The following is a 25,057-nucleotide window of genomic DNA, read 5'->3' on the forward strand; positions in this document are numbered from 1 at the left end:
GTCTACGCGCGCGTCGGCTGAATAACCGCCCGCCCAGCGGTTGGGTTTGAACCACTCAAACCCAAACCAAAGGAGACATGAAAATGAACAACATTGAAAACCGCATCGTTCGCTACGGCGACCTGAAACCCTGCAAAACTGCGTTTATCGACGCGCACACGCCGGGGTCGGATCAGAAAGAAAACTTCACCATCATCGGTGGTGGCGTGTCTGAAAGCCCCGACCAGCATGTGCACATCGCCGACCAAATCGGGTTCAACATTGGGGCTGCTGGGCAACCTCCGCGCTGCCGTAACTCGCTGCACGACCACAACACAGCCGAGGTGTTCTTTGTCCTCAAAGGCAAGTGGCGGTTCTTCTGGGGCCGTTGGGGTGATGCAGGTGAGGTGACGCTGGAGGAAGGCGACATTTTCAACATCCCCACCGGCATCTTCCGTGGCTTTGAAAACATCGGCACTGACTATGGAATGATCATGGCCGTTCTTGGCGGCAATGATGCTGGCGGCGGCGTGCATTGGGCTCCTCAGGTGATCGAGGATGCTGCAGACCATGGCCTTGTGCTGGGTGAAAACGGCGTTCTTTATGACAGCAAGAAGGGCGATAAGTTGCCTCACAACGTCAACCCGATGCCCCTGATGTCAGAAGAAGAACTGGCCAAGCGCGCAGAGCCGACCACAGCGGACGTCCTGCCAAATCACGTTGCCCGCTATTGGGACCTGATGGCACTGTCGGACAACCAATCTGCCAAGGTGATCGGGGCCGATGCAATTCTGCGCGACCGCCCCGGTTTCGAGGTCGATTTTCTGTCACGCAATTCCATCTCGGCCGATGTGCATACTCACGATCAGAATACAGTTCTGATGCCTGTGCGCGGACATTGGAAGGTCAGCTTAGAAGGCGCGGAGACTGCGTTGAATCCGGGTGACACATGTCTGATCAAAGCGGGCGAGGCGCATTCCATCACGCCGTCCATGACGGGCGAGGCAAGCCTTTACCGTATCCGCGCCACCGACGATCCTGCTGGCCTGACCGGCGCAGTTTAACACAAGGGAAAGGGCCCATTATGACCAAGGTAAAAACAACTCATGTGGGCTCTTTGCCACGCACGCAGGATGTGGTGGATTTCATTTTTGCCCGTGAGAATGAGAAACCATTTGATCAAGCCGAATTCGACACCTGTATGACGTCAGCGGTGTTAGAAACCGTGCGCAAGCAGGTCGAGGCAGGCATCGACATTGTGTCAGATGGTGAGACCTCCAAGATTTCTTACGCCACCTACGTGAAAGACCGCTACACCGGATTTGGTGGAGACAGTCCGCGCAACGCGCCAGCGGATCTGAAGATGTTCCCGGGATTTCTTGAGCGTTTGGCCGATGATGGCGGCACTCCTAAATATGCGCGCCCAATGTGCGTGGGTGAGGTGCGGTCCAAGGGTCAGGGCGAGCTAGAGAAGGACATCGCGAACCTCAAGGCGGCGATGGCTGACCATGGCGCAGAACGAGGTTTTATGAACGCGGCCAGCCCCGGTGTGATCTCGCTGTTCCTGCAAAATGATTACTACAAATCGCGCGAGGCCTATTTGGCCGCTTTGGCTGATGCAATGAAGGCGGAATACGAAACTATCGTGGCCGCAGGATTGGACCTCCAGCTGGATTGCCCGGATCTGGCCCTGTCACGCCACATGCTCTTCACCGACTTGTCTGATGACGAGTTCATCAAGGTCGCAAATATGCATGTGGAGGCTCTGAACCACGCTTTATCAGACGTGCCCGCCGATAAGGTCCGGGTGCACATCTGTTGGGGTAATTACGAAGGGCCGCATTGCTGTGACATCCCCATGTCGAAGATGTTCGATACGTTGATGGCCACGAAATCGCGCTATGTTCTGTTCGAAACCTCAAACCCACGCCACGGGCATGAATGGTCCACCTTCCGTGATCGCAAAGCTGACATCCCGGACGACAAGGTGCTGGTGCCCGGTGTCGTCGACACCACCACCAATTTCGTTGAACACCCTGAACTGGTCGCCCAGCGGATCGAACGTTTTGTGGATATCGTCGGCGCGGATCGCGTGATCGCCGGGTCCGATTGCGGCTTTGGTACCTTTGCGGGCTTCGGCGCGGTCGACCCTGACATTGCTTACGCCAAACTGTCAGCCCTGTCTGAAGGGGCGGCGCTGGTCAAATGACACCACTGGTCCTGCTTCCTGGAATGATGTGCGACGCGCGGTTGTTCGCACCGCAAGTCGCTGCGTTATCTGGGTGCAGGACAGTGATTTGTGCTTCTTTGGCGGAACGCTCCAGCGTCGAGGAACTAGCTTTGGACATTCTTGCCGATGCGCCCCAGTGTTTCGCTTTGGCGGGCCTGTCAATGGGCGGGATCGTCGCGATGGAAATCCTGCGTCAAGCTCCTGAGCGGGTAGAACGGATTGCGCTTCTCGACACCAACCCATTGGCAGAAACTGACGAGGTCAAAGCCCGCCGAATTCCCCAGATGATGGCCGTGAAAGTGGGGAAGCTCTCGGTGATCATGCGTGATGAAATGAAGCCGAATTACCTAAGCGAGGGGCCACGGCGTGGCGAAGTGCTTGATCTGTGTATGGACATGGCACTTGATCTCGGCCCGCACGTGTTTTTGAACCAATCCCGTGCCTTGATGGATCGGTCTGACCAGACCGAAACCTTGCGCAATGCTACCGTTCCAGCGCTTATCCTGTGCGGGCGGGAAGACACGTTATGCCCGGTCGCTCGCCACGAAATGATGGCCGGTCTGATCCCAGGCGCACGGCTGGAGATCATCGATGGTGCGGGACATTTGCCGACTTTGGAACAACCCGAAAAAACCAATGCAGCGCTTGCCCGCTGGCTGGAGGAATAATGGACGACACACTCCTAAACCTGCTCAAGCAGGTCGACACGCCGACAGTTTGCAACGCCATCGAAGTCGCGCAAGGAAAACGCGGTTTCAACGCTTTCACGCGTGGCACCATGTTGGCCTCGCATCCCGAAGCGTCCGCGATGGTCGGATACGCCCGTACCGCGAAGATTGCGGCTGTTATGCCACCAGATGAACCGCCCGAAATCATCAAGGCCCGCCGCATGGACTATTACCGCCACATGGCTGAAGGACCACGCCCCGCCATCACTGTGGTGGAAGATACCGATTTCCCACATTGCATCGGGGCCTACTGGGGCGAAATCAACACGACTGTTCACAAAGGCTTTGGCGTATCGGGGGCTCTGACAAACGGAGTAATGCGCGATCTAGGTGACCTGCCCGACGGTTTCCCAGTTGTGGCTGGTTCCATTGGCCCCAGCCATGGATTTGTACATGTCAAAGAAATCGCAACAACAGTAACCATATTCGGCCTGGAAATCGCTGATGGAGATTTGGTTCACGCCGACCGGCATGGTGCGCTTGTCATTCCACCCGAGGTGCTGCCAGATTTGGAAATGGCCATCCGCAGATTGCTCGACACCGAAAAGCTGGTACTGGATCCCGCACGCAAGGACGGGTTTGATTTCGACGCCTTCGAAGCCGCATGGGCAGCCTTTGAAGCGGCGCGAACATAGAAGTCCCCTCTTGTGTTGCAAACAACAGGGTGATTTTCGACGAAACATCTGCAATGTCGCACTTTTTTGCCTTCGGAGTACGCACCACGCCTACCTGTCTGGCACGCTCAGACAGCGTGTTTTCAGCAAACCAGACGTTTGTAGTGATCGCAGCACTAGATATGATGGGCTCGATGCCGTCATTTGCCGCGATAAGCCTGAATGACCGCATTGTGCCGGTCGCACCAGTCATAAAGACAAGATCGACGAGCCCGCGCATTTCACCGACCTGTGAATCTACAAACGGACGACTTTCAAAAGTCGTTTCAAGAAACCATCCACGATCGGATTTGTAGGCATGTTGCCTTGGTAAATTGCGCCTATCGGCCTGTGAAATTGAGGGTGATCAAAGGGAAGAAAACACAGTTGATCAAAAAGGTATGTGCGGGTGGTTTCAATCGGCATCGAGGTGATCAGGTCGGTTGCGGACACGATCTCTAGTGCGGAACGGATTGAGTCGGTTTCGCAGACGATGTGCATATGATGAACGCCTGAAGCGATCATCGCGGCCTCTGTTTGTTGCCTCAGAAGGCTTCCTCGTGAATGGGCAAGCCAGGACTGAGACATCAGGTCAGAAGGTAAGATATTGCGTTTGTGGGTCAGCGGGTGGTCCATCCGGCACATGATCGCCACGCGGTCATCAATCATGGGGATGAACTCAAGCCCATCGACGGGGTCCGCCAGACTTTGAGGACCAAAGACCACATCGATTTGACCGCGCTGCAGCATGCTGCGGAGTTCATGCACCAGCCCGGTGCGAAGCTCGACATTGCAGTTGGGGTTGTCCGCTATGAACTGGGAAAGAGTGTCCGTCAGGAAACGCCCAGCAACGATAGGTGGGGCCCCGATCCTTAGCTGACCGGCGGCACCAGCGGCGGCCAGATCGGCAAGGTTACCTGCTTGCTCTTCGGCAATGCGGATCGCCAGCCCGTTGCGCGCGAGCTTAAGCCCCAAGTCATTGGGTACCGATCTGCGCCCATCACGTTTGAAAACTGGCGCGCAAAGCCTGTCTTCCAAGGCTCGCATGTTCCGGCTGAGCGCGGGTTGCGTCAGCGCCAATCGATCCGCTGCGGCTTGAAACGAACCTGCCTCAACTATCACAGAAAGCTGGGCAAGGTGTTTGGGGTCAAGTTTCATATCAATTTGTTATCTATTGGTGGCTATGTTTGATTATATATGAAGTATTGAACCTGTTAAACTCCTTTCAAACTAGGGAGGATAAAATGTTTCACTTCAAAGCACTCGCAGGGGTGGCGATTGCAGCCGTCACGGCGATTTCTGCAACAACTGCATCGGCCGACATCTTCAAAGGCGAAACCGCGGGCGTTGGTGATCCGGTGCACACAATGTTCGTGGCATTTGCCAATCAGGCGGGCAAATCGGATGTCCAAATTCAGGTCAATGCCGGGCAAACCTTGACCAAATCGATGCTGAAAGGCGCTAAGGGCGAGATCGACTTCTTCTCGAGCGTGCCGTCACTGGTGAACCTGATGGCGGGTCAAAAGGCGATGTATGCCAATATTGACGACGCGCCAGAACTTTCAAAGAACCTTCGCGCGATCCTTGGGTTCAAAGCGGGTGCATATCACCCTGTCACACTGGCAAGTTCTGGCATCGAGGACTGGGCGGGTATCAAGGGCAAAACTGTGTTCACGGGCCCACCCGCCGGGTCGGCTTCGGCTACGTCGGAAGCCTTAATCAAGAACATCGCGGGTCTTGAGGCCGGAACGGACTATACCTCGGTGCGTCTGAGCTGGGGCGAGGGCTACACGGCCTTGGCCGATGGCAAGATCGACGTGATGGTCCGCCCGGCTGAAATCGGATCAGCACGCATCGAGCAATTCGGTCTGTCCGGCGAGTTCCGCGTTCTGTCCATCCCAGAGGCGTCGATCGAAGACGAAGCGATGCAAGCTTTGTTCGGTCGTCCCGGCCGCGGCATGATGCAGTTTGATGGCAGCGTCTATAAGGGGCAACTGACCGAAGGCACCATCACCGCTTTGGGGTTCTTCCAGTTTGTGGGCACCCATGCTGGCGTGTCGGACGACGTAGTCTATAACGCGACCAAAGCGTTCTGGGAAAATATTGAAGAAGTCCAGGCGACCGCGTTCTTCTTGAAGGGCGTCACAAAAGAAACCGCATTCACATCGGTCAACGTCCCGCTGCACCCCGGTGCGCTGCGTTACTATGACGAAGCAGGTTTTGACGTTCCGGGTAATCTGCGTCCGTAGCACCCTCGCAGCTCTATCGGGCCGTTCAGTCGCCCGATAGACTCCTTTCACGATCCGCACCATTTGGAGACTGCCATGTCTGCCCTGATGAGTTCATTCGGCGGGATCAACCGCGTATTCTCAATCGCTTCAGTTCTGGCTTGCGCCGCACTTGGGGTGATTGCCCTCTACAGCTCTGGCCTCGGGCTTTTGGACCCCAAACTGCACCGCGCAACAGGCTTTGCATTGGCGCTAATTGTTGGTGTCGCATTGTCGCAAAAAACACGCGCAGCAAAGCACAAGGACAGCCACCAGCCTCTGCAGGGTTTGCATCTGACCATCGATATTGCACTTGTAGCGGTGGGGATCTGGGCGATCTGGTCTTTTTTCTTCGTACAGACTCAGATGGAGGAAGCGCTCTATGACGTCTCGAACCGAGATGCGTGGCCAGCACTTGCTGGGCTTGCGGTCTTTTTGGAACTTTGCCGCCGAATTTGGGGCTGGGGATTGTTCACTGTCGGCTCGCTTGCGGTCATATATCTGTTCGTGGGACAGCATGCCCCTGGGCTTATGGAGCATACTGGCTTTACCCTGAAAGAAGTGGCTGAAGCACTCTGGTACAACACCAACAAAGGTGTCTTTGGATCGATCACAAACATCGTTCTGGTGACAGTGTTCATCTTCATCATTTTTGGCGTTCTGTTGGAAGGAACTGGCGCAGGCGACACCCTTCTGAAATTCGCCTTTCTGGCCACTCGACGTACTCGAGGAGGACCAGCGCACGCAGCCATCTTAGCTTCGTCCATGTTTGGCACTATGTCCGGATCGACCGTGGCCAACATTGTGGGCACAGGAACTTTCACCATTCCCATGATTAAGAAGCGTGGCTTTTCACCAACCTTCGCGGCAGGGATCGAGGCAACGGCTTCGTCGGGCGGGCAGATTATGCCGCCGATCATGGGCGCTGCTGCGCTGGTCATGGCGGACCTGACCGGTGTTGGTTATCTGAACGTGATCGTCGCGGCCCTGTTCCCGGCGTTGTTCTATTACTTCAGCCTGTTCTCGGCCGTGACGGTAGAGGCGCGCCGCCAAGGCATCGAGGTGCAGGCGTTGACCGTCGAGGACAAAATCACCCGAGTGGACATGATCAACTCGGTTCTGTTCATCGGTCCGATTGCGACCGTGATCGCGTCGCTGATAGGGGGTGTCTCGACCTCGAAAGCGGGGTTTTATGCGGTCATCGTCCTTGTGCTTCTGTCGGTCATCAATCCTGATGTGCGAAATGATCCGAAACGTCTTTGGAACAGCTTTGTCAAAGGCGCACAGTCCGGCGCGACCCTTCTGATTGCCATCGCAGCGATTGGTATTCTTGTGGGATCCTTGGACTCCACGGGTCTTGGTCTGAAGCTTGCCAATGTGATTAGCGCAGTTCGGGGGGAAAGCCTGTTCTCGGCGCTGCTGGTTGCAATGCTGGGCGCGCTGGTGCTGGGGATGGGTATGCCCACCTTGCCGGCTTACCTGATCATTATCTTGGTCATGGGCCCTGCGATCCAAGCACTGGGCGTGTCGATGCTGACCGCGCACATGTTCGTGTTCTACTATGGCGTCGCGTCATCGCTGACCCCGCCAGTGGCAATCGCGGCATATGCTGCCGCACCGATTGCAGGGGCAAACCCGTTGATGACGGCGCTGATGTCATTCCGACTGGGCATGTCGAAGTTCATCATCCCGTTCATCTTCGCCTTCTATCCAACAATCCTGATCATCGAGGAATTCAGCCTGCTGCCCTTCCTGTGGATTGTCGCACGGACCTGCTTCTGCATCTGGCTCTTTTCCTCAGCCCTATCCGGCTTTGACCGCACCAAACTGACAGTTCCGGAAATTGTGCTGAGGTTCCTCACAGCATTCACGCTACTTGCAATCAGCCCTGTGGTGCATCTGCCCGCACTGGCTATTGGCGTGGCGCTGATCCTGTTTGACATCCGCCGTAGCCGCACCACCCAACAAGAGGTCGCATCATGAGCAAGCAACCCAACTTCCTGTTCATCATCACCGATCAGCACCGCGCAGATCATCTGGGCTGCTATGGAAACCCGGTTGTGAAGACGCCAAACATCGACAGCATCGCCAAAACCGGCACTCGGTTTGACAGGTTCTATGTGGCCAATCCGATCTGCATGCCCAACCGGGCGTCGATCATGACCGGACGCATGTGTTCGGCTCATGGTGCCCGCCACAACGGCATACCGCTGTCAAAGGACCACACGACATTTGTCGAGTTACTGCGCGACGCAGGCTATCGGACGGGTCTGATTGGCAAATCGCATTTGCAGAGCTTTACGGGTCTTCCCGCGACCAACCAATTTGAACCGAAAGAAGGCAAACGAGCGCCCTCGGCACATCTTCAGGATGCGTACAAAAACAACCGCCAGGGAGAAGAATACGAGCTTGAGCTTGTGCCGGATTGGGATAGGCCTATTTCTGAGCGGCTGACGGGCGATTTCTATGGCTTCGAGCACGTCGAAATTGCCGCTGACCACGCCGATCAGGCCTCAGGAGATTATCTTCTTTGGGCGCGCGAGCAGCGTTCGGATTTTGACGATCTTGTGGGACCGGACAATGCCCTTCCCGACAATCGTATTAATGCCCCTCAAGCGTGGAGGACCGCAGTTCCGGAAGAGCTCTACTCGACATCATGGATCGCAGACCGGTCGGAAGATTGGCTTGCTGAGCGTGCTCAGGAAGATGCTCCATTCTTCCTGCAAATGTCCTTTCCTGACCCACATCACCCGTTCACGCCGCCGGGAAAATACTGGGACATGTACGACCCAGCAGAGATCGAGCTGCCAAGTTCGTTCGGGAAAGGGAACTTGCCTCCGATCAAAGCGATGCAAAGGGCGATGGAAGAGGGTACTGACCCGCGTGATAACCAGAACCCGTTTGCTGTGACCGAGGACGAGGCCCGTGCCATCATCGCGCTGACCTATGGCATGATCACCATGATCGACGATGCGATTGGCCGTGTGCTCAAGCGTCTGGAAGACCTTGGGCTGGCGGACAACACGGTGGTTATCTTCACCACCGACCACGGCGACTATATGGGCGACCACGGGCTGATGCTGAAACTGCTTTTGCACTATCAGGGCACCATTCGTGTGCCGTTCATCTGGAATGATCCGACGACGCCCGTGCCCGCGAATGCGGATCAAGGGCTGGCTTCTTCCATCGATATTGCCACGACCATCTTGTCGCGCGCAGGCATTCAGCCCTTCAACGGCATTCAGGGGCGGGATCTTTTCTTATCTGATCCTCCAGAAGCCATCATCGTTGAAGAGGACAGCCAGCGTACAATGACCGGCTTCGACAAGCCGCAGCGTGTACGTACCGTGGTTACAGACCGCTATCGGATGTCGTTGCGGGAAGGTGAAAACTGGCATGAGCTGTATGATCTTGAGAGTGATCCATATGAGCTTGCAAACCAATATGACGATCCAAACTATGAAAGCGTCAGGCATTCGGTGACTGAGGCGATGCTGAGACGGATCATAAACTTACAAGACCGATCTCCACTCCCAGCCTACAGAGCCTGACAACTGCTTGCCCAACAAGTTGCATGCGATCCCAAAAGTAGCAGCAGACGTTCCGAAATCATGCACCGAACAGCAGGCTCTGTCAGAAGAAACCAGCTTGAGGCGGGGAGGGCGCTGATCTAGCGTCCTTCCATGTCAAAACGCGACCCCTTCAAATATCTCAAAACCAGCCCGGAGATCATCAAGCTGGCAGTGATGATGTATGTGCGGTTTCCATTGTCGCTTCGGAATGTTGAAGATCTTTTGCACGAACGCGGGATGGAAATCAGCCATGAATCGGTTCGATTTTGGTGGAACAGGTTCGGCCCATTGTTTGCCGCTGAGATCCGGAGAAACAGGGTCAGCCGGCTGCGCTCGTATTCAAACTGGCAGGGGCACCTGGACGAGGTCTTCGTGAAGATCAACGGGGAGCGGTACTGTTTTTGGCGGGCCGTGGATCACGAAGGTGAAGTCTTGGAAAGCTATGTTACCAAACGTCGGAACAAGCGTGCTGCCCTTAAATTCTTGAAGAAAGCAATGAAGCGATACGGCCAACCCGAGCTTGTCGTCACAGACCGATTGAGGTCCTACGCGGCCGCGATGCGAGAAATCGGAAACGGGGACAAACAAGCTACCGGCCGTTACTTGAACAACCGGATCGAGAATTCTCATCTTCCTTTCCGACGACGAGAACGGGAGATGTCCCGCTTTAGACGAATGCGAAGTTTGCAGAAATTTGTCGCCGTTCACGTCTCCATCTTCAATCACTTCAATCATGAACGCAGCCTGTCAAACAGAGATCAATTCAAGCTCAATCGCACCGCTGCTCTTGTCGAGTGGCGCGGTCTCTGCACAGCAAAAGGGACAGCTATGCCAGCTGAGTAGAGACTGGTTCGAATTTGTCTGACAGCACAGTCCCGCGTGATCCTTATTTCGTAAGGTTGGTTTCCTGTATCGTCATTCTTGGTGCAACTCTCGCAGGATGTTCTTTTGAACCTTGCCCATCGTATTGCGCGGAAGCGCCTCCGTAATCTGGTATTCACGCGGATGTTTGAAGCGGGCAAGATTGGTCTCGACCATTGAGATAATCCTATCCGTGGACAAGGCAGGGTCTTCCAGCACAATCGACGCAATCACGCTTTCGCCGAAGTCAGGATGCGGAACGCCGTAGACTGCGCTTTCCAATACGCCGGGAACGTCGTTGATGACGTCCTCAATCTCTTTCGGATAGATGTTGTAGCCGCCTGCGATGATCAGATCTTTTTGTCGACCCACGATCGAGACGCGGCCATCCTTGGCCATCATCCCAAGGTCGCCAGTGATGAAAAATCCATCATCCCGCAACTCTTCAGCCGTCTTCTCTGGCATCTGCCAATAGCCTTGAAACACGTTGTCGCCGCGCACTTCGATGACGCCAATATCACCGGTCGCACAGGCATCGCCGGTTGCCGCATCGGTGATTTTCACTTCTGTCCCGGGCAGGGCATAGCCAACCGTTCCCGCAATCCTCTCGCCGTTATACGGATTGGATGTGATCATGTTGGTCTCGGTCATGCCGTATCGCTCCAAGATGCGATGGCCGGTGCGGTCTTCGAACGCCACATGTGTTTCTGCCAACAAAGGGGCTGAGCCCGATATGAATAGTCGCATATTCGCGACGGTGGGTTTGCCAAAGCGTTCATCAGACAGCAGGCGCGTGTAGAACGTCGGCACGCCCATCATCAAGGTTGCGGTGGGCAATGTGTCCAGAACCGCATCAAGGTCGAATTTCTCCATGAACCGAACTGACGCGCCTGACAAAAGCGCGGTGTTCATCGCAACGAAAAGACCGTGCGTGTGAAAGATCGGCAAAGCGTGCACCAACCGATCATCATCTGTGATCTGCCAAAGCTCTGTCAGAACTTCGGCATTGGACAACAGGTTCTTGTGGCTCAACATCGCGCCTTTTGAACGGCCGGTCGTACCCGATGTGTAAAGCAAGGATGCAAGATCATCTGGATCCCGCTGAACAGTTTCAAAGACCTCGGGCATTTCGTTTGCTGTGGCTGACAGGCTTCCGCCTGCACCATCAAGGGTCAGGACCTTTGCCTCGATCTTGGTGGCGATTGCATTGATCGCGGTCTCGTCTTTCGTGTCACATACGATCAGTTTGGGTTGTGCGTCCGCGACGAAATACTCCATCTCGGCTTCTGTATAGGCTGTATTCAACGGCAAATAGACCGCACCGGCCTGCACCGAACCAGCATAAAGCGCGATGGTGTCGCTGAGCTTGGGGGCCTGCACGACCACACGATCACCGGGCGCGACACCAGCCGCAACAAGAACATGGGCCATTTGCGCGGCGCGGCGCACAAAGGCGTCATAGCTTAGCTGCGTGCCGTCATCGCACTCCAGAAAAGTCGAGCTATTGCCAGCGTGCGGCGCGATCAACGTATCATAAAGCGGGTTTGTCATGTGTTTATGCCTTTGGGGATTGTCGTCAGCAGTGCATTTGAAAGCGCCGTTACGGATGGCGAAGCGGCAACAATGTTGTTCAAGACAAAGCCTTCGTGCTGAAGCTCGGTCTGTGACAAATCATAGAGGTAATTGACCATCACGCCGCTTGACTGCGCCTGCCCATTCTCTGACGAGTCTGCTTGGGCATGGAGGCCGTACACCTCAGCGCCATTGCCAAGATGGAACCGTGCCACAGGATCAACAGGAGAGCCGTCCGCGCGTTTTGCCAACAACAGATACCGCGCGGCCAAGGCTTTGCAGCCGTCATCCGTGGCCTCACCGCCAAGCATCGCGGTTGCGGCGTGTCCGATTTCATCATCCTCGACCTGCTGTTTAAGCCATGCGTTCAAACCAGGAATGGGCGAGAGGGTGACGAAAGTCTCAAGCGTTGGGGCTTCCAGTGCCAACTCAGCGACCACCTGTTTGATAAGCAGGTTGCCAAAGCTGATGTTGCGAAGGCCTTTTTGGCAGTTCGAAATTGAATAGAATACGGCGACGTTTGCCTGTTCTGCGTCGATGGGCGTTCGCCCTTCGGATAGCAGCTTGTCAACTGATCCGGGGACGCCCTTGGTCAAGGCAACCTCTACAAAAATGAGCGGCTCGTCTGGCATGGCTGGGTGAAAGAACGCAAAACAACGGCGATCAGGCGGGTAAAGCCTGCGTCGCAGATCATCCCAATCATTGATTTGGTGGACGGCTTCATAGGCGACAATCTTGTCGAGGATCCGCGCCGGGGTGTCCCAGCTGATTTGTTTCAAGACCAGAAAGCCCCGGTTGAACCAGCTTCGCAGCAAGTGGACAAAATCGAGATCAGTTCGCCTTAGCGCAGGCTGATCTTTCAAAAAGCGCAGCAAGTCGACACGCATCGACACCAAGGTCGGCGTCGCCCCTGTAGGCTGGTTTAGCCGACGCAATAATTCTTGGCGCCGTGGCTCGGAGGCTTGGCTCAATGCGCTAAAATGCTCGACGCTTGGATCCTTTGCGTATTGGTGCGCAAGTTCCGCAACATGGGCTGCGTCAATCTCAAGTTCATCATTGAGGTATTCAAAGAACGCGCGTTTTCCGTCGTCATCCAAGGCGTTGTAGCGTTCCAGCACTGTTGCAGCGAGCCGATACCCCGACACTTCACCTTCGGCAGACAAAAGCGCCTCGCAAAGGTCGACGATGCTGCGATCATCTTGCTTTCCACGCATCTGATTGGGCCGGTCGAACAGGTGCGCCAGCAGATCTCCTAGGAAACGATTGCGCTTCATCTTATGTGTCCATCTGGCTGCTCAGATACTCGCCTGTCCGGCGATAATGGTTCAGCAGCAATTTGCAGGCGTTGTCTGCATCTTTGCCAAGGGCTGCGTCCATGATCTCTTGGTGTTCGGTTTCAATGGACCGTTTCTGATAACTTTTGCCGCCCGCGGCGAGGTATCGATAGCGGATGTTCAGGTCGTAAAGCTGCGAGCAGTACCCCTCGAGCATCGGCAATCCAGATTGATCCAACAGAGCCATATGAAATGCTTTGTGGGCGGCTTCGAAGGTGACGACCTCTCCGCCTCGGGCCTTGTTCATGTGGTAGTGTTTGAGGATAAGCCGTTCTTCCCAAGCCGCATCCGCATTGGCGATAGAGGCGCGCAGCGCCATGTCTTCAAGCGTGCACCGCAGCATGAGAATTTCTTCAAAGTTGGCTTTGCTGACCGGTGCCGCGCGAAACCCGCGCTGATCAATCCGTTCGACCAGTTTGTCTGACGTCAAAAGGCTTAGCGCCTCGCGCACCGGGCTTGAGCCCAAGTCAAGCAGACGGCGCAACTGTTCGATCTTTAGCTTGAAGCCGGGCTCGATCTCGCCCGTCAGGATCATCTCACGCAGCTTAAGATATGCCCCACGCGTGGCCGAAGATTCTTTGGTCGCCGTCTCTGTCACCATATTCATCTGGCTTCTCCTACTGCTGTTCGCAAAGCCCTTTAGCTAAGCGTTGCGCCACCTGTCGAGAGGTTGGCGGAAACGCTGACTGACCCTTCGTTAATCATCCAGCGCCGCAAAACGAAGGTCCGTGCACCGCTTTTATGCATCGGGTCGTCTTCGGCAAGGGCGCGTGCAGCGTCAAGGCTGTCCGCCCGGTAGATGATCAACCCCATGCCCTGCATGTGTTCACCGGTTTCGTCCGACATAGGCCCTGCAAACGCAAGTTTCCCTTCGCGTTCCAGCTTCGCCTGATAGGCCAGATGATCAGGCAGGGATGCCTTCACATCTTCGGGTGCTTTTGCAGGCGTGCTGTGCGCCACATAAAGCTCAAGTGCCAATGCACCACGGCCCTTCGCCTCTGCCTTGTAATCCGCCCAAGTTACCATCGTGCCCTCCAAAAATATCGATATTATTTGACATCTGATAATATTGTAGGCAGAAATTAGGGGAACTGACAAGGATTGCATTCATGAAATACATGGTGGGTGAGACATCAAACGGGACTGCGGTCTTTGCCGTAATTGGCGAGAATGCCGTTAATATTACGGCGCTTGACCCTGAAATTGGCAGCGACTTGGCTGTGCTTGCTAGTCAAGGCGGCCGTGTCGAATCTCTTTCTGATCAGCTGGGCACGGCGCCGACGGTGCCTGTCGATTCGATCACACCCGCGCTGCCCATCGCAGATCCGGGCGCGATTATTTGCGTCGGTTTGAACTACACGGATCACATCAAAGAAGGCGGCTACGACATCCCGGATTACCCGGCATTGTTCATGCGCTCGAAAGCGTCGATCATGGCGGCAGGCAAGCCCTTGGTGCGCCCGACGTGCTCGGAGAAGCTCGACTATGAAGCAGAGCTGATGCTGATCGTCGGGAAGGGTGGCCGCCACATCTCGGAAGCCGACGCGCTGGATCATGTGTTTGGCTACACGGTGTTTAACGACGGGTCCGTGCGGGACTATCAACGCAAGACGCATCAATGGACGCCGGGCAAGAATTTTGACGACACTGGCGCGATTGGTCCGTTTGTTGTGACACCAGATGAAGTGCCAGAAGGCGCAGCTGGCCTGAAGATCGAAAGCCGCGTTGGCGACGAGATCCTGCAAAGCTCAAACACTGCGAACATGATTTGGGGCGTGCGCAAAATCATCTCGATCGTCTCGGAATACACCACTTTAGCACCCGGCGACCTGATCGCGCTTGGTACTCCGCCGGGCGTTGGGCACGCGAAGAAGCCCAACCCGCGTTGGTTGGTGCCAGGTGAAACGGTTGAAATCGAAATTGAAGGGATCGGCATTTGCGCCAGCCCTATCGTGGACGAGAAAGACCATGCCTCGGAGGCTGCTGAATGAACGCGCCAACCGGACAAGAGCTTGCGGTTCTACGCGCCAAAGCACAGGAAGATCACCGTGCTTTGCGCGGGCGGATTGACCGGCTGTCAGATGACGCGATTGACCTGATCCTGCGGGGGGCTCGGTCCCATTATGCATGGACGGACAAGCCGATCCCGGACGGACTGCTTGAAGAGATCTATGACATCACAATCAATGGCGCGACCAGCATGAACACGCTGCCCGCCCGGTTCGTGTTTGTGAAAACACCCGAAGGCAAAGAGCGTCTTGCGAAATCGCTGAAGCCTCTGAATGTGAAGAAGATGATGGGCGCGCCTGTCACAGCGATTATCGCCTATGACATGGATTTCTGGCATGAACTGCCGTTTCTGTTCCCGCACGAAGATCGTCGCCACCTGTTTGATGGCAAGCCCGAGTATTGCGAAGACACAGCTTATCGCAATGGCACGCTTCAGGGCGCATATTTCATGATCGCGGCGCGTGCCGTCGGGCTGGATGTTGGTGCCATGTCAGGATTCTCCAACAAAATTGTCGATGAAGAGTTCTTTGCCGGCACGACCCTGAAATCAAATTTCCTGTGCAACATTGGTTACGCTGATGAAACCGCGCTGTTTCAAAAACTGCCGCGTTTTGCGTTCGACCAAGTCTGCACATTTGCCTGAAGGGGAACCTGCAATGGCCGTTAAGATGAAAACTGTTGTGACCTATCGTGCCAAGGCAGCCTGCCCGACCCATGCGCGCACGGAAATTCCAGTACGCGACCTAAATGTCGTGATTGATGAACCATTAGAACGTGGTGGGACCAACTTGGGGCCTTCTCCTACCGAGACAGCAATGACGTCATTGATCGCCTGCACCAATGTCATCGGTCATAAATGCGCCAAAAAACTTGGTGTGGATCTTGGCACGATAAGTATTGACGCAAACTGCAAATTTGATCGGCGCGGTGTTCTCTTGGAGGAAGAGATCGACGTGCCGTTCCCCGAAATCACACTCACGGTGAACTGCGATACCCCGGCCAGTCAGGATGACCTGACAAGGGTCGGGGTGGAAACAGCAAAGTTTTGCGCAATCGCAAAACTGTTTGAAGCAGCCGGCACAGATCTGACCGTGAATTGGGTGAAGACGAACGCATAAATCAACAGGGCGAAAGCCTACATCTCTGGGAGGAAGACAATGTTGAATTGGACGAAGAAGACAATGGTGGGCGCAGCGCTTGCGACGATGGTGGCTCTACCGGCTACCGCGCAAGAAAGCGTTTCGGCAGTGGTCATCGATGGCTATCCCGACCGCGCACTTTGGGTGAAAGAGTTCTCGAATTTCTTTATCCCACAGATGGATAGCCGCCTTGAGGCCGCCGGAAACTACAAAATTAACTGGCAGGAAAACTACGGTGGATCAATCGTGAAGCCCAAGGGCGTGCTGGAAGGCGTGCAGTTGGGTCTTGGCGATATTGGCATCGTAACAACCATTTTCCATTCATCGAAGCTGCCAAGCCAAGGCATCTCGGGGTCCACACCGTTTGTGTCTTCGGATGCCCGCGCTGTTGCAAAGGCGGTAGACGAGATTGCGCGAGAATACCCCGCAATGCAGAACGAATTTGCGGCTCAGAACCAAGTCTATCTCGCGACGGGCGTCGTGTTGGATACCTATCAGGTGTTCTGCTCGCAGCCGGTCGCTTCGGTTGCAGATCTTGAAGGTCGCAAGATTGCGGGTGCGGGTCTGAACCTGCGCTATCTTGAAGGCATCAAAGACGCCGCTGGTGTTCGTGGCGGTCTGACAGACTTCTACAACATGTTGCAGACCGGCTTGGCTGATTGCGCGATGTTGTGGCCCGAGGCTGCGGTCACGTTCAAGATCGCAGAAGTTGGACCCTACATGCTGCAAGCGGACCTTGGTGCCGTGAACTCGAAAACCGTCACCGTGAATGCGGACTATTGGGCAAAGCTGCCTGACGAGGTGAAAGCCACCCTTCAGGACGTCGCGATCGAATACCGCGATCACCTTGCCGGTATCGCAATGGACCGCGCAGCTGCTGCACATGCGGCTTATACCGAAGCTGGCGGAACAATCGTTGAAGTCTCGGCTGATGACCGCGCCGCATGGGCGGGCGCGATGCCAAACATCGCAGCAGAATGGGCCGAAACGCTGAACGGAAATGGCGAGCAGGGAACTGAAATGCTGGCCGCATATCTTGGCAAGCTTGAAGCTGCTGGCTTCGTCGGCGTCCGTGACTGGACTGCAGAGTAACCAATTGGCAACCCCAGGAAGGGTCATCCGATGTTAACTTCGGCTATCGCTGGCCTCTCTAGGGTCGCCAACACATTTGCTATCGCCGCCAACGCTTTAGGCACGCTTGTCGTGCTGGCGTTGGTGGTCGTCCTCAACGTTGACGTGATTGCACGAGGCGTCTTCTCGGCCCCCATCAAGGGCACCTACGAGATGGTCCAGTTCTCGGTCGTCCTGATCGTTTTTCTACAGCTTGCTGATGTCGTTCGCGTTGATCGCTTGACCCGATCAGACGGCTTTCTCAACTTGCTGCATGATCGCCGCCCTCGGCTTACGGCAAATCTGAGACGCATCATCAATGCGCTGTCTGCGATTTTCATGGGACTGGTCGCCTATATCACCTTCCCGGAATTCCTACACATGTGGGATACGCAGGATTATTTCGGAGTGCCCGGATTGTTCACGTTACCCTGGTGGCCGGTGAAGCTGGTCATATCGGTCGGGACCGCGCTGTCCTGCCTTATCTTCGTCCTTAAAGTTATCACCGCGCAGGATCGCCCTCAGCTGATCCGCGCCCCCGAACATGACGAGCCGTCCAAATGAGCCCTATTGAGATTGGCCTCATCTCGGTCATTGCCATTGTCTTTCTGATCTACGCAGGCGTCTACATTCCGATCGCATTGGGCATGGTGTCCTTTGTGTCGATCTGGCTGATGCGGGACAACTTCACGCTCGCCTTGAACCTACTGAAAATCGCGGTCGGCGACAGCGCGATGGAATACAGCTTCGCGACGATCCCGCTCTTTACCTTTATGGGGCTCATAGTCTCCAAAGCGGGGTTGGGCAGGGACATTTACGAAGTCATGACCATGCGCTTTCGCAAGGTCAAAGGCGGTATCGGCATGGCGACTGTCGGGGCAAACGCGGTCTTCGCAGCTGTCACTGGGTCGTCGATTGCGTCGGCTTCTGTGTTCACCAAAGTGTCAGTGCCGCAGATGTTGGCCCAAGATTATAACCCGCGCTTTGCCGTTGGCGTCGTTGCTGGGTCGTCAGTTCTGGGTATGATCATTCCGCCCTCGGCAATGCTGATCATCTACTCATTTGTGTCGGAGCAGTCGGTTGGGGATATGTTCCTTGCAGGCGTTATTCCGGGCATCATGCTGGCCATCGCCTATGTCGGCGCAATTTGGTTCATGGGGCGCTACACCCCGAATTTTGTTGGCGGCCGCGTTGTCCAAGATACCGAATGGATGTCTGGGCGAGAGATCGCGTCGAAAACGCTTCCGACCCTCGGACTGATTACCATCGTTCTGGGTGGGATCTATACTGGCTGGCTGACAGCAGTTGAAGCAGGCGCGACCGGTGCTCTTGTCGCCCTGATCATTGCGGCCTTCCGCAAGTCGATGTCCGCCAGATCGTTTTGGGAGGCCTTGCTTGAAACAGGTCACATCACCGCAGCGATCCTCTTCCTTATCACCGCCGCGTCGATTTACAGCCGAATGCTGGGTCTGGCCGGCTTGCCTAACCAACTACAGGATATCCTAGCAGGAAATGCCGCGTCATTCTGGACGGTCATGTTGGTCTATGTGCTGCTGATGCTGTTCCTTGGCACTTTGCTGGATACGGCATCGATCATCCTAATCGTCGTTCCTTTGTTCCTGCCGCTTGTCGAAGCGCTTGATCTGTCGCTGATTTGGTTCGGCATCATCACAGTGGTCGGCGCGGAGATCGGACTTTTAACACCACCGCTTGGGATATCGTGTTTCGTGATCAAGTCGACGATCAACGATGACCGCATTTCGCTTAAAGACGTCTTCATGGGTGCGTTGCCCTTCGCCTTTGTCATGCTCATCGTCCTGTTCATCCTGATCGCCTTCCCGGTCCTCAGCCTCGCCTTGATTTAAGGAGCTACATCATGCGCAACGTCACCAAAGATAATATCACCGACGTCTTTATGAGCTATCTGGCCGAGGACAGCGATCCGCGCGTACGAGAGGTCATGGGCGCACTGGTCAAGCACCTGCACGAGTTCGCACGCGAAACCAACCTGACCCATGACGAGTGGCGCAAAGGCATCGAGTTCCTTCAAGGCTGCGCGGCGGTTGAGAGCGAAGAACGTCACGAGTTTGTTCTCGCTTCTGATGTGCTTGGCCTGTCGTCTCTGGTTGACATGCTGCATTCCAGCCCGGAAGCAACGTCGTCCTCTGTGCTTGGTCCATTTCATGTGTCTGGTGCTCCGCCCCTTGCGTTTGGTGGCGACATGAAGCGCCACTATGGCGGCCCCATTCTGCTGGCTGAGGGTACGATCAAAGACACCGATGGTAACCCAATCGCCGGAGCACAGCTGGATATTTGGCAGACCGCACCTAATGGCAAATACGCCAGCCAAGACGAAGAGCAGGACACCTATTCGTTCCATGGCCTTATGACCGTCGGCGATGATGGTCGCTATGCGTTCACCACCGTGAAGCCGGTTGAATACACTGTTCCCGACGATGGCCCTGTTGGCGATATTCTACACATATGCGGTCGCCATCCATGGCGTCCTTCGCATCTGCACTACATCGTGACCGCCCCCGGTTACCGATCGCTGGTCACCGAGATTTTCCCAGACGACGACCCTTATCTGGATCAAGATACCGTCTTCGGAGTCCGTGACGATCTGGTGATGACATACGTCAAAAAGCCAGCATCGGAATTCCCAGAAGGCATGGAAATCTCAGGCGCAGTTGCCGAGGACTTTTTGCATGTAGAGTTTGACGTCACTTTGATGTCTGAAGACTAGCGCGCGAAGGCTTCATGCCGTCCAACGGTCAAGCCCTTGATGCGCGCCCTGTGAATGATTGTGTATCATCCACTTTTCAGCCGTCACCTTAGTACTGGCGGCGGTGACTAGCTTTAGCATGTGCATGAAGCATCATTACGGCCGGGTCAGCAATCGGCTGCTCCCGGAGGTTCGTTGCGTTCAGCCTCAGGGTTTGTAGTGCGGGACACACCCGCCTTTTTCGCACGCACCCATTGCTTGATGTGCGTTTCTCGGAACCTGCAGCAGGTTGTCCGCAGCGACGCAGTTGGTGACGTCAGGCAGGCCCTTGAGCTCTGTCACGAAACGCTGTGACCAACCTTTACTTTGCCGTGATCGCGTGGTCCCCGTAAGAAATAATTTTACGCGCGACAAATACTAACTTTACAGAAATCAGTTTACTGGGCATCCTTGGAAGTCACAACTATCAACGTGGCAACGGAAGGGTTCGCCAATGACGGATCAAAAAATCAAGAACATGGAGGACTTTGCCGCGGTTAGCGGGATCTCCCGTCCGACGATTTCTAAGTATTTCAATGATCCGGATAGCGTGCGGAAGTCCACCCGCGAGAAAATCGAGACTGCGCTAGAGAAACACGATTATCGGCCGAACATTTATGCGGTCAATCAGAACCGACGTCAGACCAAGAACATTGGTTTGGTGGTCCCCAATTTGACCGACCCCTTTTTCGCCGGGTTTGCTCGAACAATTGAAGGGCTAGTTGTCGAGGCTGGTTTTAATCCGCTGCTTCTCAGTTCTCATGGTGGACCAGAGCAAGAGCTTGCCAACCTCGACAGCCTTCGATCCATCAAACCAGCTGCTGTTCTGATGGCACCACTTGGTCGGGCATCGCTGGTAGAGCGGGTTGCGGAGTTCACCAATGAAGTCCCAACCGTGTTGTTTGACGCCAACCTTGAAGGAATTGGAGAGGCGTTCTTTGGTTCGGACAACAATCAAAGTATCAGCTTGATTGTAGATTATCTGTGTCGATCAGGAGAACCGCCGGTGTTCTTTGAGTTGAAGGCACCAATCAACCCAAACGCATACAAAAGGCGCACCGCCTATATCGACGCGATGGAGCGGTTGGGGCATGAACCAAACCTGATCCAGGTCGATGGACAGGGGTGGAACTTTGAAGAGATCGGTTTTCGCGAGGGGGAACGGATCCTAACAAATCAACGGCTCCCCTCAAACACGATTTTGTGCTCAAACGACCGGCTCGCAATTGGTCTGCTGTCGGCTGCATTTGAAAACGGTCTAAAGGTCGGCCTGGATGCGGGGGCTTCCCTTAGAATTGCGGGGCATGATGATCACCCATTCTCGCGCTTTACGTGCCCAAGTTTGACGACAGTCTCGCAAGATTATGAGGCCATCGCCGCACGAAGTGTCGAGACGGTCTTGTCCTTGGTCGATTCTAGGGAACGTCCAAAAACGCGCGAAGAAATACTATTCGAGGGCAAGTTGGTTATGCGTGGTTCCGCATAAGGGGTTGTAAATATTAGATTTGAACCTCTAATTTTACGCGAGTAAAAAATTAGATTGACGCGAAGTAATAATGATTGGTAGCGTTAAAGCATCACATCCAATCTAGGGAGGAACCCGGATGTCTTTTAAGAATGCACTTTGCGCAGCAAGCGCAATTGCCCTTTTGGGGGGAACAGCTGCGACCGCTGACAGCCTGACAATCGCGATCGTAAACAACGGTCACATGATCAACATGCAAAAAGTCGCCGAGGCTTATACTGCGGAAACCGGGGTCGAACTCAATTGGGTTTCTCTGGAAGAAGGCGTCCTGCGCGAGCAGGTCACCTCGGACACCGCGACAGGTGGCGGTCAGTATGACATCATCAACATCGGCATGCAGGAAGCACCTATCTGGGGTGCGGCTGGATGGATCGAACCGCTGAGCTTCAGCGCCGAATACGATGTGGACGATATCCTGCCTGCCATGCGCAATGGTTTGTCGCATGAAGGCACGCTTTATGCCGCGCCGTTTTATGGTGAATCGTCGATGGTTATGTATCGCAAAGACTTGGCTGACGCAGCCGGAGTGACCATTGCCGACAACGACAGCTGGGACAACGTCAAAGCCGCTGCGGCTGCAATTCACGATCCGGATAATGGCGTTTACGGTGCCTGCCTGCGCGGCAAGCCGGGCTGGGGCGACAACATGGCGTTCATCACCACAGTTGTTAACTCTTTCGGTGGTGCTTGGTTCGATGCGGACATGAAGCCTGCTCTGGATAGCGCCGAATGGAATGCCGCCATCAACTTCTACGTCGACCTGCTTGGCAACTATGGCCCTCCGGGCTCGGAAGGCAACTCGTTCAACGAGATCCTTGCGCTTTATAACGAAGGCAAGTGTGGCATGTGGATCGACGCGACCATCGCGGCTTCGTTCCTTGAAGTTGACGGTGTTGCCTACGCTCAATCGCCGAACGCTGGCAACCCTGTTGGGGCCAACTGGCTGTGGGCATGGGCAATGGCGATCCCCGCCGGTTCGCCGAACGCTGAAGCCGCTGGTGACTTCATCGAGTGGGCAACGTCGAAAGACTATGTGAAAGCCGTTGGTAACCACCCGGACTTCGGTTGGGGTTCTGTTCCGACCGGTCAGCGTGCATCGACCTATGCGATCCCTGAGTTCCAGGCCGCAGCGGGTTTTGCAGCTGCTGAACTGGCAGCGATCGACAGCGCCGCACCTGAAGCAACCGATCTGAAGCCTTACGTCGGCGTTCAGTTCGCCGCCATCCCGGAATTCCCGGAAGTGGGTTCGGCTGTTGCTCAGGAAATGGCCGCTGCTCTGTCCGGCGCCAAGTCGGTTGAAGATGCCCTAGCAGCATCGCAAGCCGCAGCTGATGCGATCATGCGTGAAGCGGGTTACTACGAGTAACCACACAGTTAGGAGGGCCTGGTCTCGCCGGGCCCTCTCACTACTCAGCCGCTTTTGTTGAACTAACGACCCTGCGGCCCTTAAAGTTCAAACATTCGCAACCAACACGTCACAAGCTGAACGATGGCCTCGTTTTGCTGGGAGGATAGACTAATGTCTGACAGAAAGCTTCCAAGGCTTCTTCAAGCTCCAGCGGTACTTCTGCTTTTGGTTTGGATGCTTATCCCACTTGGGATGACGCTTTACTTCTCGTTCATCCGGTATGTGCTGAATAGCCTTCGCCGCCCGGAATGGACGTCGCCAAGTCTGAGCAACTGGCGTGGGTTCGGTAACTATGAATTTGTTCTGAAATCCAAAGACTTCCTGCTCGCCATTCAAAACAGCCTCTTCATCGTGTGCAGCATCCTGTTTCTAACCGTCATTCTAGGCGTGCTGATTGCGGTCCTGATCAACAAGAGCTTTCCGGGACAAGGGATCGTCCGCGTACTGCTGATTTCACCGTTCTTCGTAATGCCCGCGGTTAATGCAGTCCTTTGGATCAACATGATCCTTGATCCTGTTCTGGGTTTGCAGGGGATCGCAGTTGGCGGGATAAACGACATCTTGGATGGGCTACGACAAATGCCCGTTCTCGGCGGCTTCTTCTCGCTTTGGCCGGAATTTGAACCGATTTCGTTCCGCGCAACCCAAACATCCGCCATCGCGGTGATCATGATGGTGACCTGGCAATGGACGCCCTTTGCGGTCCTTATCTTCATGACCTCGCTTCAATCCGAGGACCAGCAACAAAAAGAAGCTGCTGTTCTGGATGGCGCAAGCACCTGGTCGCAGTTCCGGTTTCTGACACTGCCGCATCTGGGGCGCCCGATTGCCATCGTGGTTATGATCCAGGCGATTTTTCACCTGTCGCTATATGCGGAAATCGAAATCGTAAGCCGAGGCAACGGAAACAAGAACCTGCCTTACCTAATCGGCGAATTCGCCAACAACAATATCGGCGCAGCCAGTGCCACCGGCATCTTCGCCGTAATCCTCGCCAACATCGTCGCGATCTTCCTGCTGCGCATGGTTGGCAAGACCTTGATGGAATAGGAGGGCTAGATCATGGCAATCGTTGCACAATCCTCGAAGTTCAGTACCTATGGACGGCCAGTTTTGGCTTGGGCTGTTGGACTTCTGTTCTTCTTCCCCATCTTCTGGATGGTTCTGACAAGCTTCAAAACAGACGCCGACGCGGTGAAGCCTGAATTCCTGTTCTTCTTCACCCCAACGCTTGAGAACTATCTCAACATGACCGAGAACTACGACTATTGGCGCTTTGCCCGTAACTCTGTCATCTCGGCCGTTTCAGCGACAGTATTTACATTGTTCGTTGGCGTCCCCGCAGCTTACGCGATGGCGTTCAATCCAAGTCGTGCGACCAAAGACGTTCTGATGTGGATGTTGTCGACCAAGATGCTTCCTGCAGCAGCGGTATTGTATCCGATGATCTTTCTCGCCAAAAGCATCGGGTTGTATGACACGCATATCCTGGTCATCACCGTGCTGAGCCTGATCAACCTGCCGATCGCAATCTGGATGCTGTTCACCTACTTCAAGGAAATCCCGAAGGACATCATCGAAGCGGGCAAGATGGACGGCGTGAACACCTGGGGCGAGATCAAAGAGATCCTTGTTCCCCTTGCATGGGGCGGCATCGCGTCAACTGCGCTTTTGGTCTTCATCTTTTGCTGGAACGAAGCCTACTGGACGGTTCGCCTCACCACCATCGACGCGGCGACACTCTCTAAGCTCATTGAAGGCAACCGGGCCCCTGAAGGTCTGTTTTTCGGACGCCTTTCAGCAGTCTCAACCGCAGCCGTCGGACCAATCGTTGTCCTAGGATGGTTCTGCCAGAAACAACTTGTCCAAGGCTTGACCTTCGGCGCTGTGAAATAAGGAAAGATC

Annotated in this window: 24 protein-coding genes; 19 read left to right on the forward strand and 5 right to left on the reverse strand. The window is 55.0% G+C overall.

The genetic code is table 11. From position 1 onward, the window contains the following. Positions 1 to 83 precede the first annotated feature (83 nt). From ALP8811_RS03665 to ALP8811_RS03680, 4 genes are read left to right on the forward strand one after another with little or no spacing between them, the layout of a single operon-like run. Positions 84 to 1,043 carry a cupin domain-containing protein gene (locus tag ALP8811_RS03665; protein WP_108855820.1) on the forward strand — a complete coding sequence of 320 codons (960 nt, stop codon included), beginning with the start codon at positions 84 to 86 and terminating at the stop codon, positions 1,041 to 1,043. A 20-nt stretch (positions 1,044 to 1,063) separates the two neighbouring features. Next, on the forward strand, positions 1,064 to 2,188 hold the full coding sequence (locus ALP8811_RS03670; protein ID WP_108855821.1) for a cobalamin-independent methionine synthase II family protein: 1,125 nt from the start codon (positions 1,064 to 1,066) through the stop codon (positions 2,186 to 2,188). After that, positions 2,185 to 2,877, forward strand: a complete 693-nt coding sequence (locus tag ALP8811_RS03675) for an alpha/beta fold hydrolase (RefSeq protein WP_108855822.1) — start codon at positions 2,185 to 2,187, stop codon at positions 2,875 to 2,877. Before ALP8811_RS03670 ends, ALP8811_RS03675 begins: the two co-directional genes overlap by 4 nt. Then, positions 2,877 to 3,572, forward strand: a complete 696-nt coding sequence (locus tag ALP8811_RS03680) for an RraA family protein (protein WP_108855823.1) — start codon at positions 2,877 to 2,879, stop codon at positions 3,570 to 3,572. The genes ALP8811_RS03675 and ALP8811_RS03680 overlap by 1 nt, the downstream gene beginning before the upstream one ends. 276 nt (positions 3,573 to 3,848) lie before the next feature. Here the strand turns inward: ALP8811_RS03680 and ALP8811_RS03685 are convergent, their stop codons facing one another. Further along, positions 3,849 to 4,748 (reverse strand): LysR family transcriptional regulator, encoded by a 900-nt coding sequence (locus ALP8811_RS03685; protein ID WP_108855824.1) that lies wholly within the window; start codon positions 4,746 to 4,748, stop codon positions 3,849 to 3,851. A gap of 86 nt (positions 4,749 to 4,834) precedes the next feature. Between ALP8811_RS03685 and ALP8811_RS03690 the strand changes: the two genes are divergently transcribed. The 4 genes from ALP8811_RS03690 to ALP8811_RS03705 all read left to right on the forward strand — a co-directional run bounded on the left by ALP8811_RS03690 (position 4,835) and on the right by ALP8811_RS03705 (position 10,272). Beyond that, entirely contained in the window at positions 4,835 to 5,839 is a 1,005-nt protein-coding gene (locus ALP8811_RS03690) for a TAXI family TRAP transporter solute-binding subunit (protein WP_108855825.1), read from the forward strand. 75 nt (positions 5,840 to 5,914) lie between these two features. Further along, entirely contained in the window at positions 5,915 to 7,840 is a 1,926-nt protein-coding gene (locus ALP8811_RS03695) for a TRAP transporter permease (RefSeq protein WP_108855826.1), read from the forward strand. After that, complete coding sequence (locus ALP8811_RS03700; RefSeq protein WP_108855827.1) at positions 7,837 to 9,408, forward strand: sulfatase family protein; 1,572 nt, start codon at positions 7,837 to 7,839, stop codon at positions 9,406 to 9,408. Before ALP8811_RS03695 ends, ALP8811_RS03700 begins: the two co-directional genes overlap by 4 nt. Before the next feature lie 132 nt (positions 9,409 to 9,540). After that, positions 9,541 to 10,272 carry an IS6 family transposase gene (locus ALP8811_RS03705; protein ID WP_108855828.1) on the forward strand — a complete coding sequence of 244 codons (732 nt, stop codon included), beginning with the start codon at positions 9,541 to 9,543 and terminating at the stop codon, positions 10,270 to 10,272. Between the two features lie 72 nt (positions 10,273 to 10,344). Here ALP8811_RS03705 and ALP8811_RS03710 read toward each other — a convergent pair whose 3' ends face one another. From ALP8811_RS03710 to ALP8811_RS03725, 4 genes are read right to left on the reverse strand one after another with little or no spacing between them, the layout of a single operon-like run. Further along, positions 10,345 to 11,841 (reverse strand): malonate--CoA ligase, encoded by a 1,497-nt coding sequence (locus ALP8811_RS03710; protein ID WP_108855829.1) that lies wholly within the window; start codon positions 11,839 to 11,841, stop codon positions 10,345 to 10,347. Then, entirely contained in the window at positions 11,838 to 13,136 is a 1,299-nt protein-coding gene (locus tag ALP8811_RS03715; protein WP_108855830.1) for a malonyl-CoA decarboxylase domain-containing protein, read from the reverse strand. The genes ALP8811_RS03710 and ALP8811_RS03715 overlap by 4 nt, the downstream gene beginning before the upstream one ends. Position 13,137: 1 nt before the next feature. Next, complete coding sequence (locus ALP8811_RS03720; protein WP_108855831.1) at positions 13,138 to 13,803, reverse strand: GntR family transcriptional regulator; 666 nt, start codon at positions 13,801 to 13,803, stop codon at positions 13,138 to 13,140. A gap of 32 nt (positions 13,804 to 13,835) precedes the next feature. Continuing rightward, positions 13,836 to 14,222 carry a YciI family protein gene (locus tag ALP8811_RS03725; RefSeq protein ID WP_108855832.1) on the reverse strand — a complete coding sequence of 129 codons (387 nt, stop codon included), beginning with the start codon at positions 14,220 to 14,222 and terminating at the stop codon, positions 13,836 to 13,838. 83 nt (positions 14,223 to 14,305) lie between these two features. Between ALP8811_RS03725 and ALP8811_RS03730 the strand changes: the two genes are divergently transcribed. From ALP8811_RS03730 to ALP8811_RS03780, 11 genes are all read left to right on the forward strand, one after another. Beyond that, entirely contained in the window at positions 14,306 to 15,187 is an 882-nt protein-coding gene (locus ALP8811_RS03730) for a fumarylacetoacetate hydrolase family protein (RefSeq protein ID WP_108855833.1), read from the forward strand. Beyond that, positions 15,184 to 15,849: a malonic semialdehyde reductase gene (locus ALP8811_RS03735; RefSeq protein ID WP_108855834.1), complete on the forward strand. Its 666-nt coding sequence runs from the start codon at positions 15,184 to 15,186 to the stop codon at positions 15,847 to 15,849. The genes ALP8811_RS03730 and ALP8811_RS03735 overlap by 4 nt, the downstream gene beginning before the upstream one ends. Positions 15,850 to 15,886: 37 nt before the next feature. Continuing rightward, positions 15,887 to 16,324 carry an OsmC family protein gene (locus ALP8811_RS03740; protein ID WP_245924540.1) on the forward strand — a complete coding sequence of 146 codons (438 nt, stop codon included), beginning with the start codon at positions 15,887 to 15,889 and terminating at the stop codon, positions 16,322 to 16,324. Between the two features lie 39 nt (positions 16,325 to 16,363). Next, a complete protein-coding gene (locus tag ALP8811_RS03745; RefSeq protein WP_108855836.1) occupies positions 16,364 to 17,437 on the forward strand; it encodes a C4-dicarboxylate TRAP transporter substrate-binding protein in 1,074 nt (357 codons plus the stop codon). Between the two features lie 30 nt (positions 17,438 to 17,467). Next, a complete protein-coding gene (locus ALP8811_RS03750; protein WP_108855837.1) occupies positions 17,468 to 18,019 on the forward strand; it encodes a TRAP transporter small permease in 552 nt (183 codons plus the stop codon). Continuing rightward, on the forward strand, positions 18,016 to 19,320 hold the full coding sequence (locus ALP8811_RS03755; protein WP_108855838.1) for a TRAP transporter large permease: 1,305 nt from the start codon (positions 18,016 to 18,018) through the stop codon (positions 19,318 to 19,320). Before ALP8811_RS03750 ends, ALP8811_RS03755 begins: the two co-directional genes overlap by 4 nt. A gap of 11 nt (positions 19,321 to 19,331) precedes the next feature. After that, positions 19,332 to 20,201, forward strand: a complete 870-nt coding sequence (locus ALP8811_RS03760) for a dioxygenase family protein (RefSeq protein WP_108855839.1) — start codon at positions 19,332 to 19,334, stop codon at positions 20,199 to 20,201. Positions 20,202 to 20,673: 472 nt separating this feature from the next. Further along, entirely contained in the window at positions 20,674 to 21,705 is a 1,032-nt protein-coding gene (locus ALP8811_RS03765) for a LacI family DNA-binding transcriptional regulator (protein ID WP_108855840.1), read from the forward strand. Between the two features lie 118 nt (positions 21,706 to 21,823). Continuing rightward, positions 21,824 to 23,110, forward strand: a complete 1,287-nt coding sequence (locus tag ALP8811_RS03770; protein ID WP_108855841.1) for an ABC transporter substrate-binding protein — start codon at positions 21,824 to 21,826, stop codon at positions 23,108 to 23,110. A gap of 216 nt (positions 23,111 to 23,326) precedes the next feature. Then, on the forward strand, positions 23,327 to 24,202 hold the full coding sequence (locus ALP8811_RS03775) for a carbohydrate ABC transporter permease (protein WP_442319888.1): 876 nt from the start codon (positions 23,327 to 23,329) through the stop codon (positions 24,200 to 24,202). A 12-nt stretch (positions 24,203 to 24,214) separates the two neighbouring features. After that, positions 24,215 to 25,048 (forward strand): carbohydrate ABC transporter permease, encoded by an 834-nt coding sequence (locus ALP8811_RS03780; RefSeq protein ID WP_108855843.1) that lies wholly within the window; start codon positions 24,215 to 24,217, stop codon positions 25,046 to 25,048. The last annotated feature ends 9 nt before the right edge of the window (positions 25,049 to 25,057 follow it).

This window comes from Aliiroseovarius pelagivivens (genome assembly GCF_900302485.1).
In the GTDB taxonomy this organism is placed as follows: domain Bacteria; phylum Pseudomonadota; class Alphaproteobacteria; order Rhodobacterales; family Rhodobacteraceae; genus Aliiroseovarius; species Aliiroseovarius pelagivivens.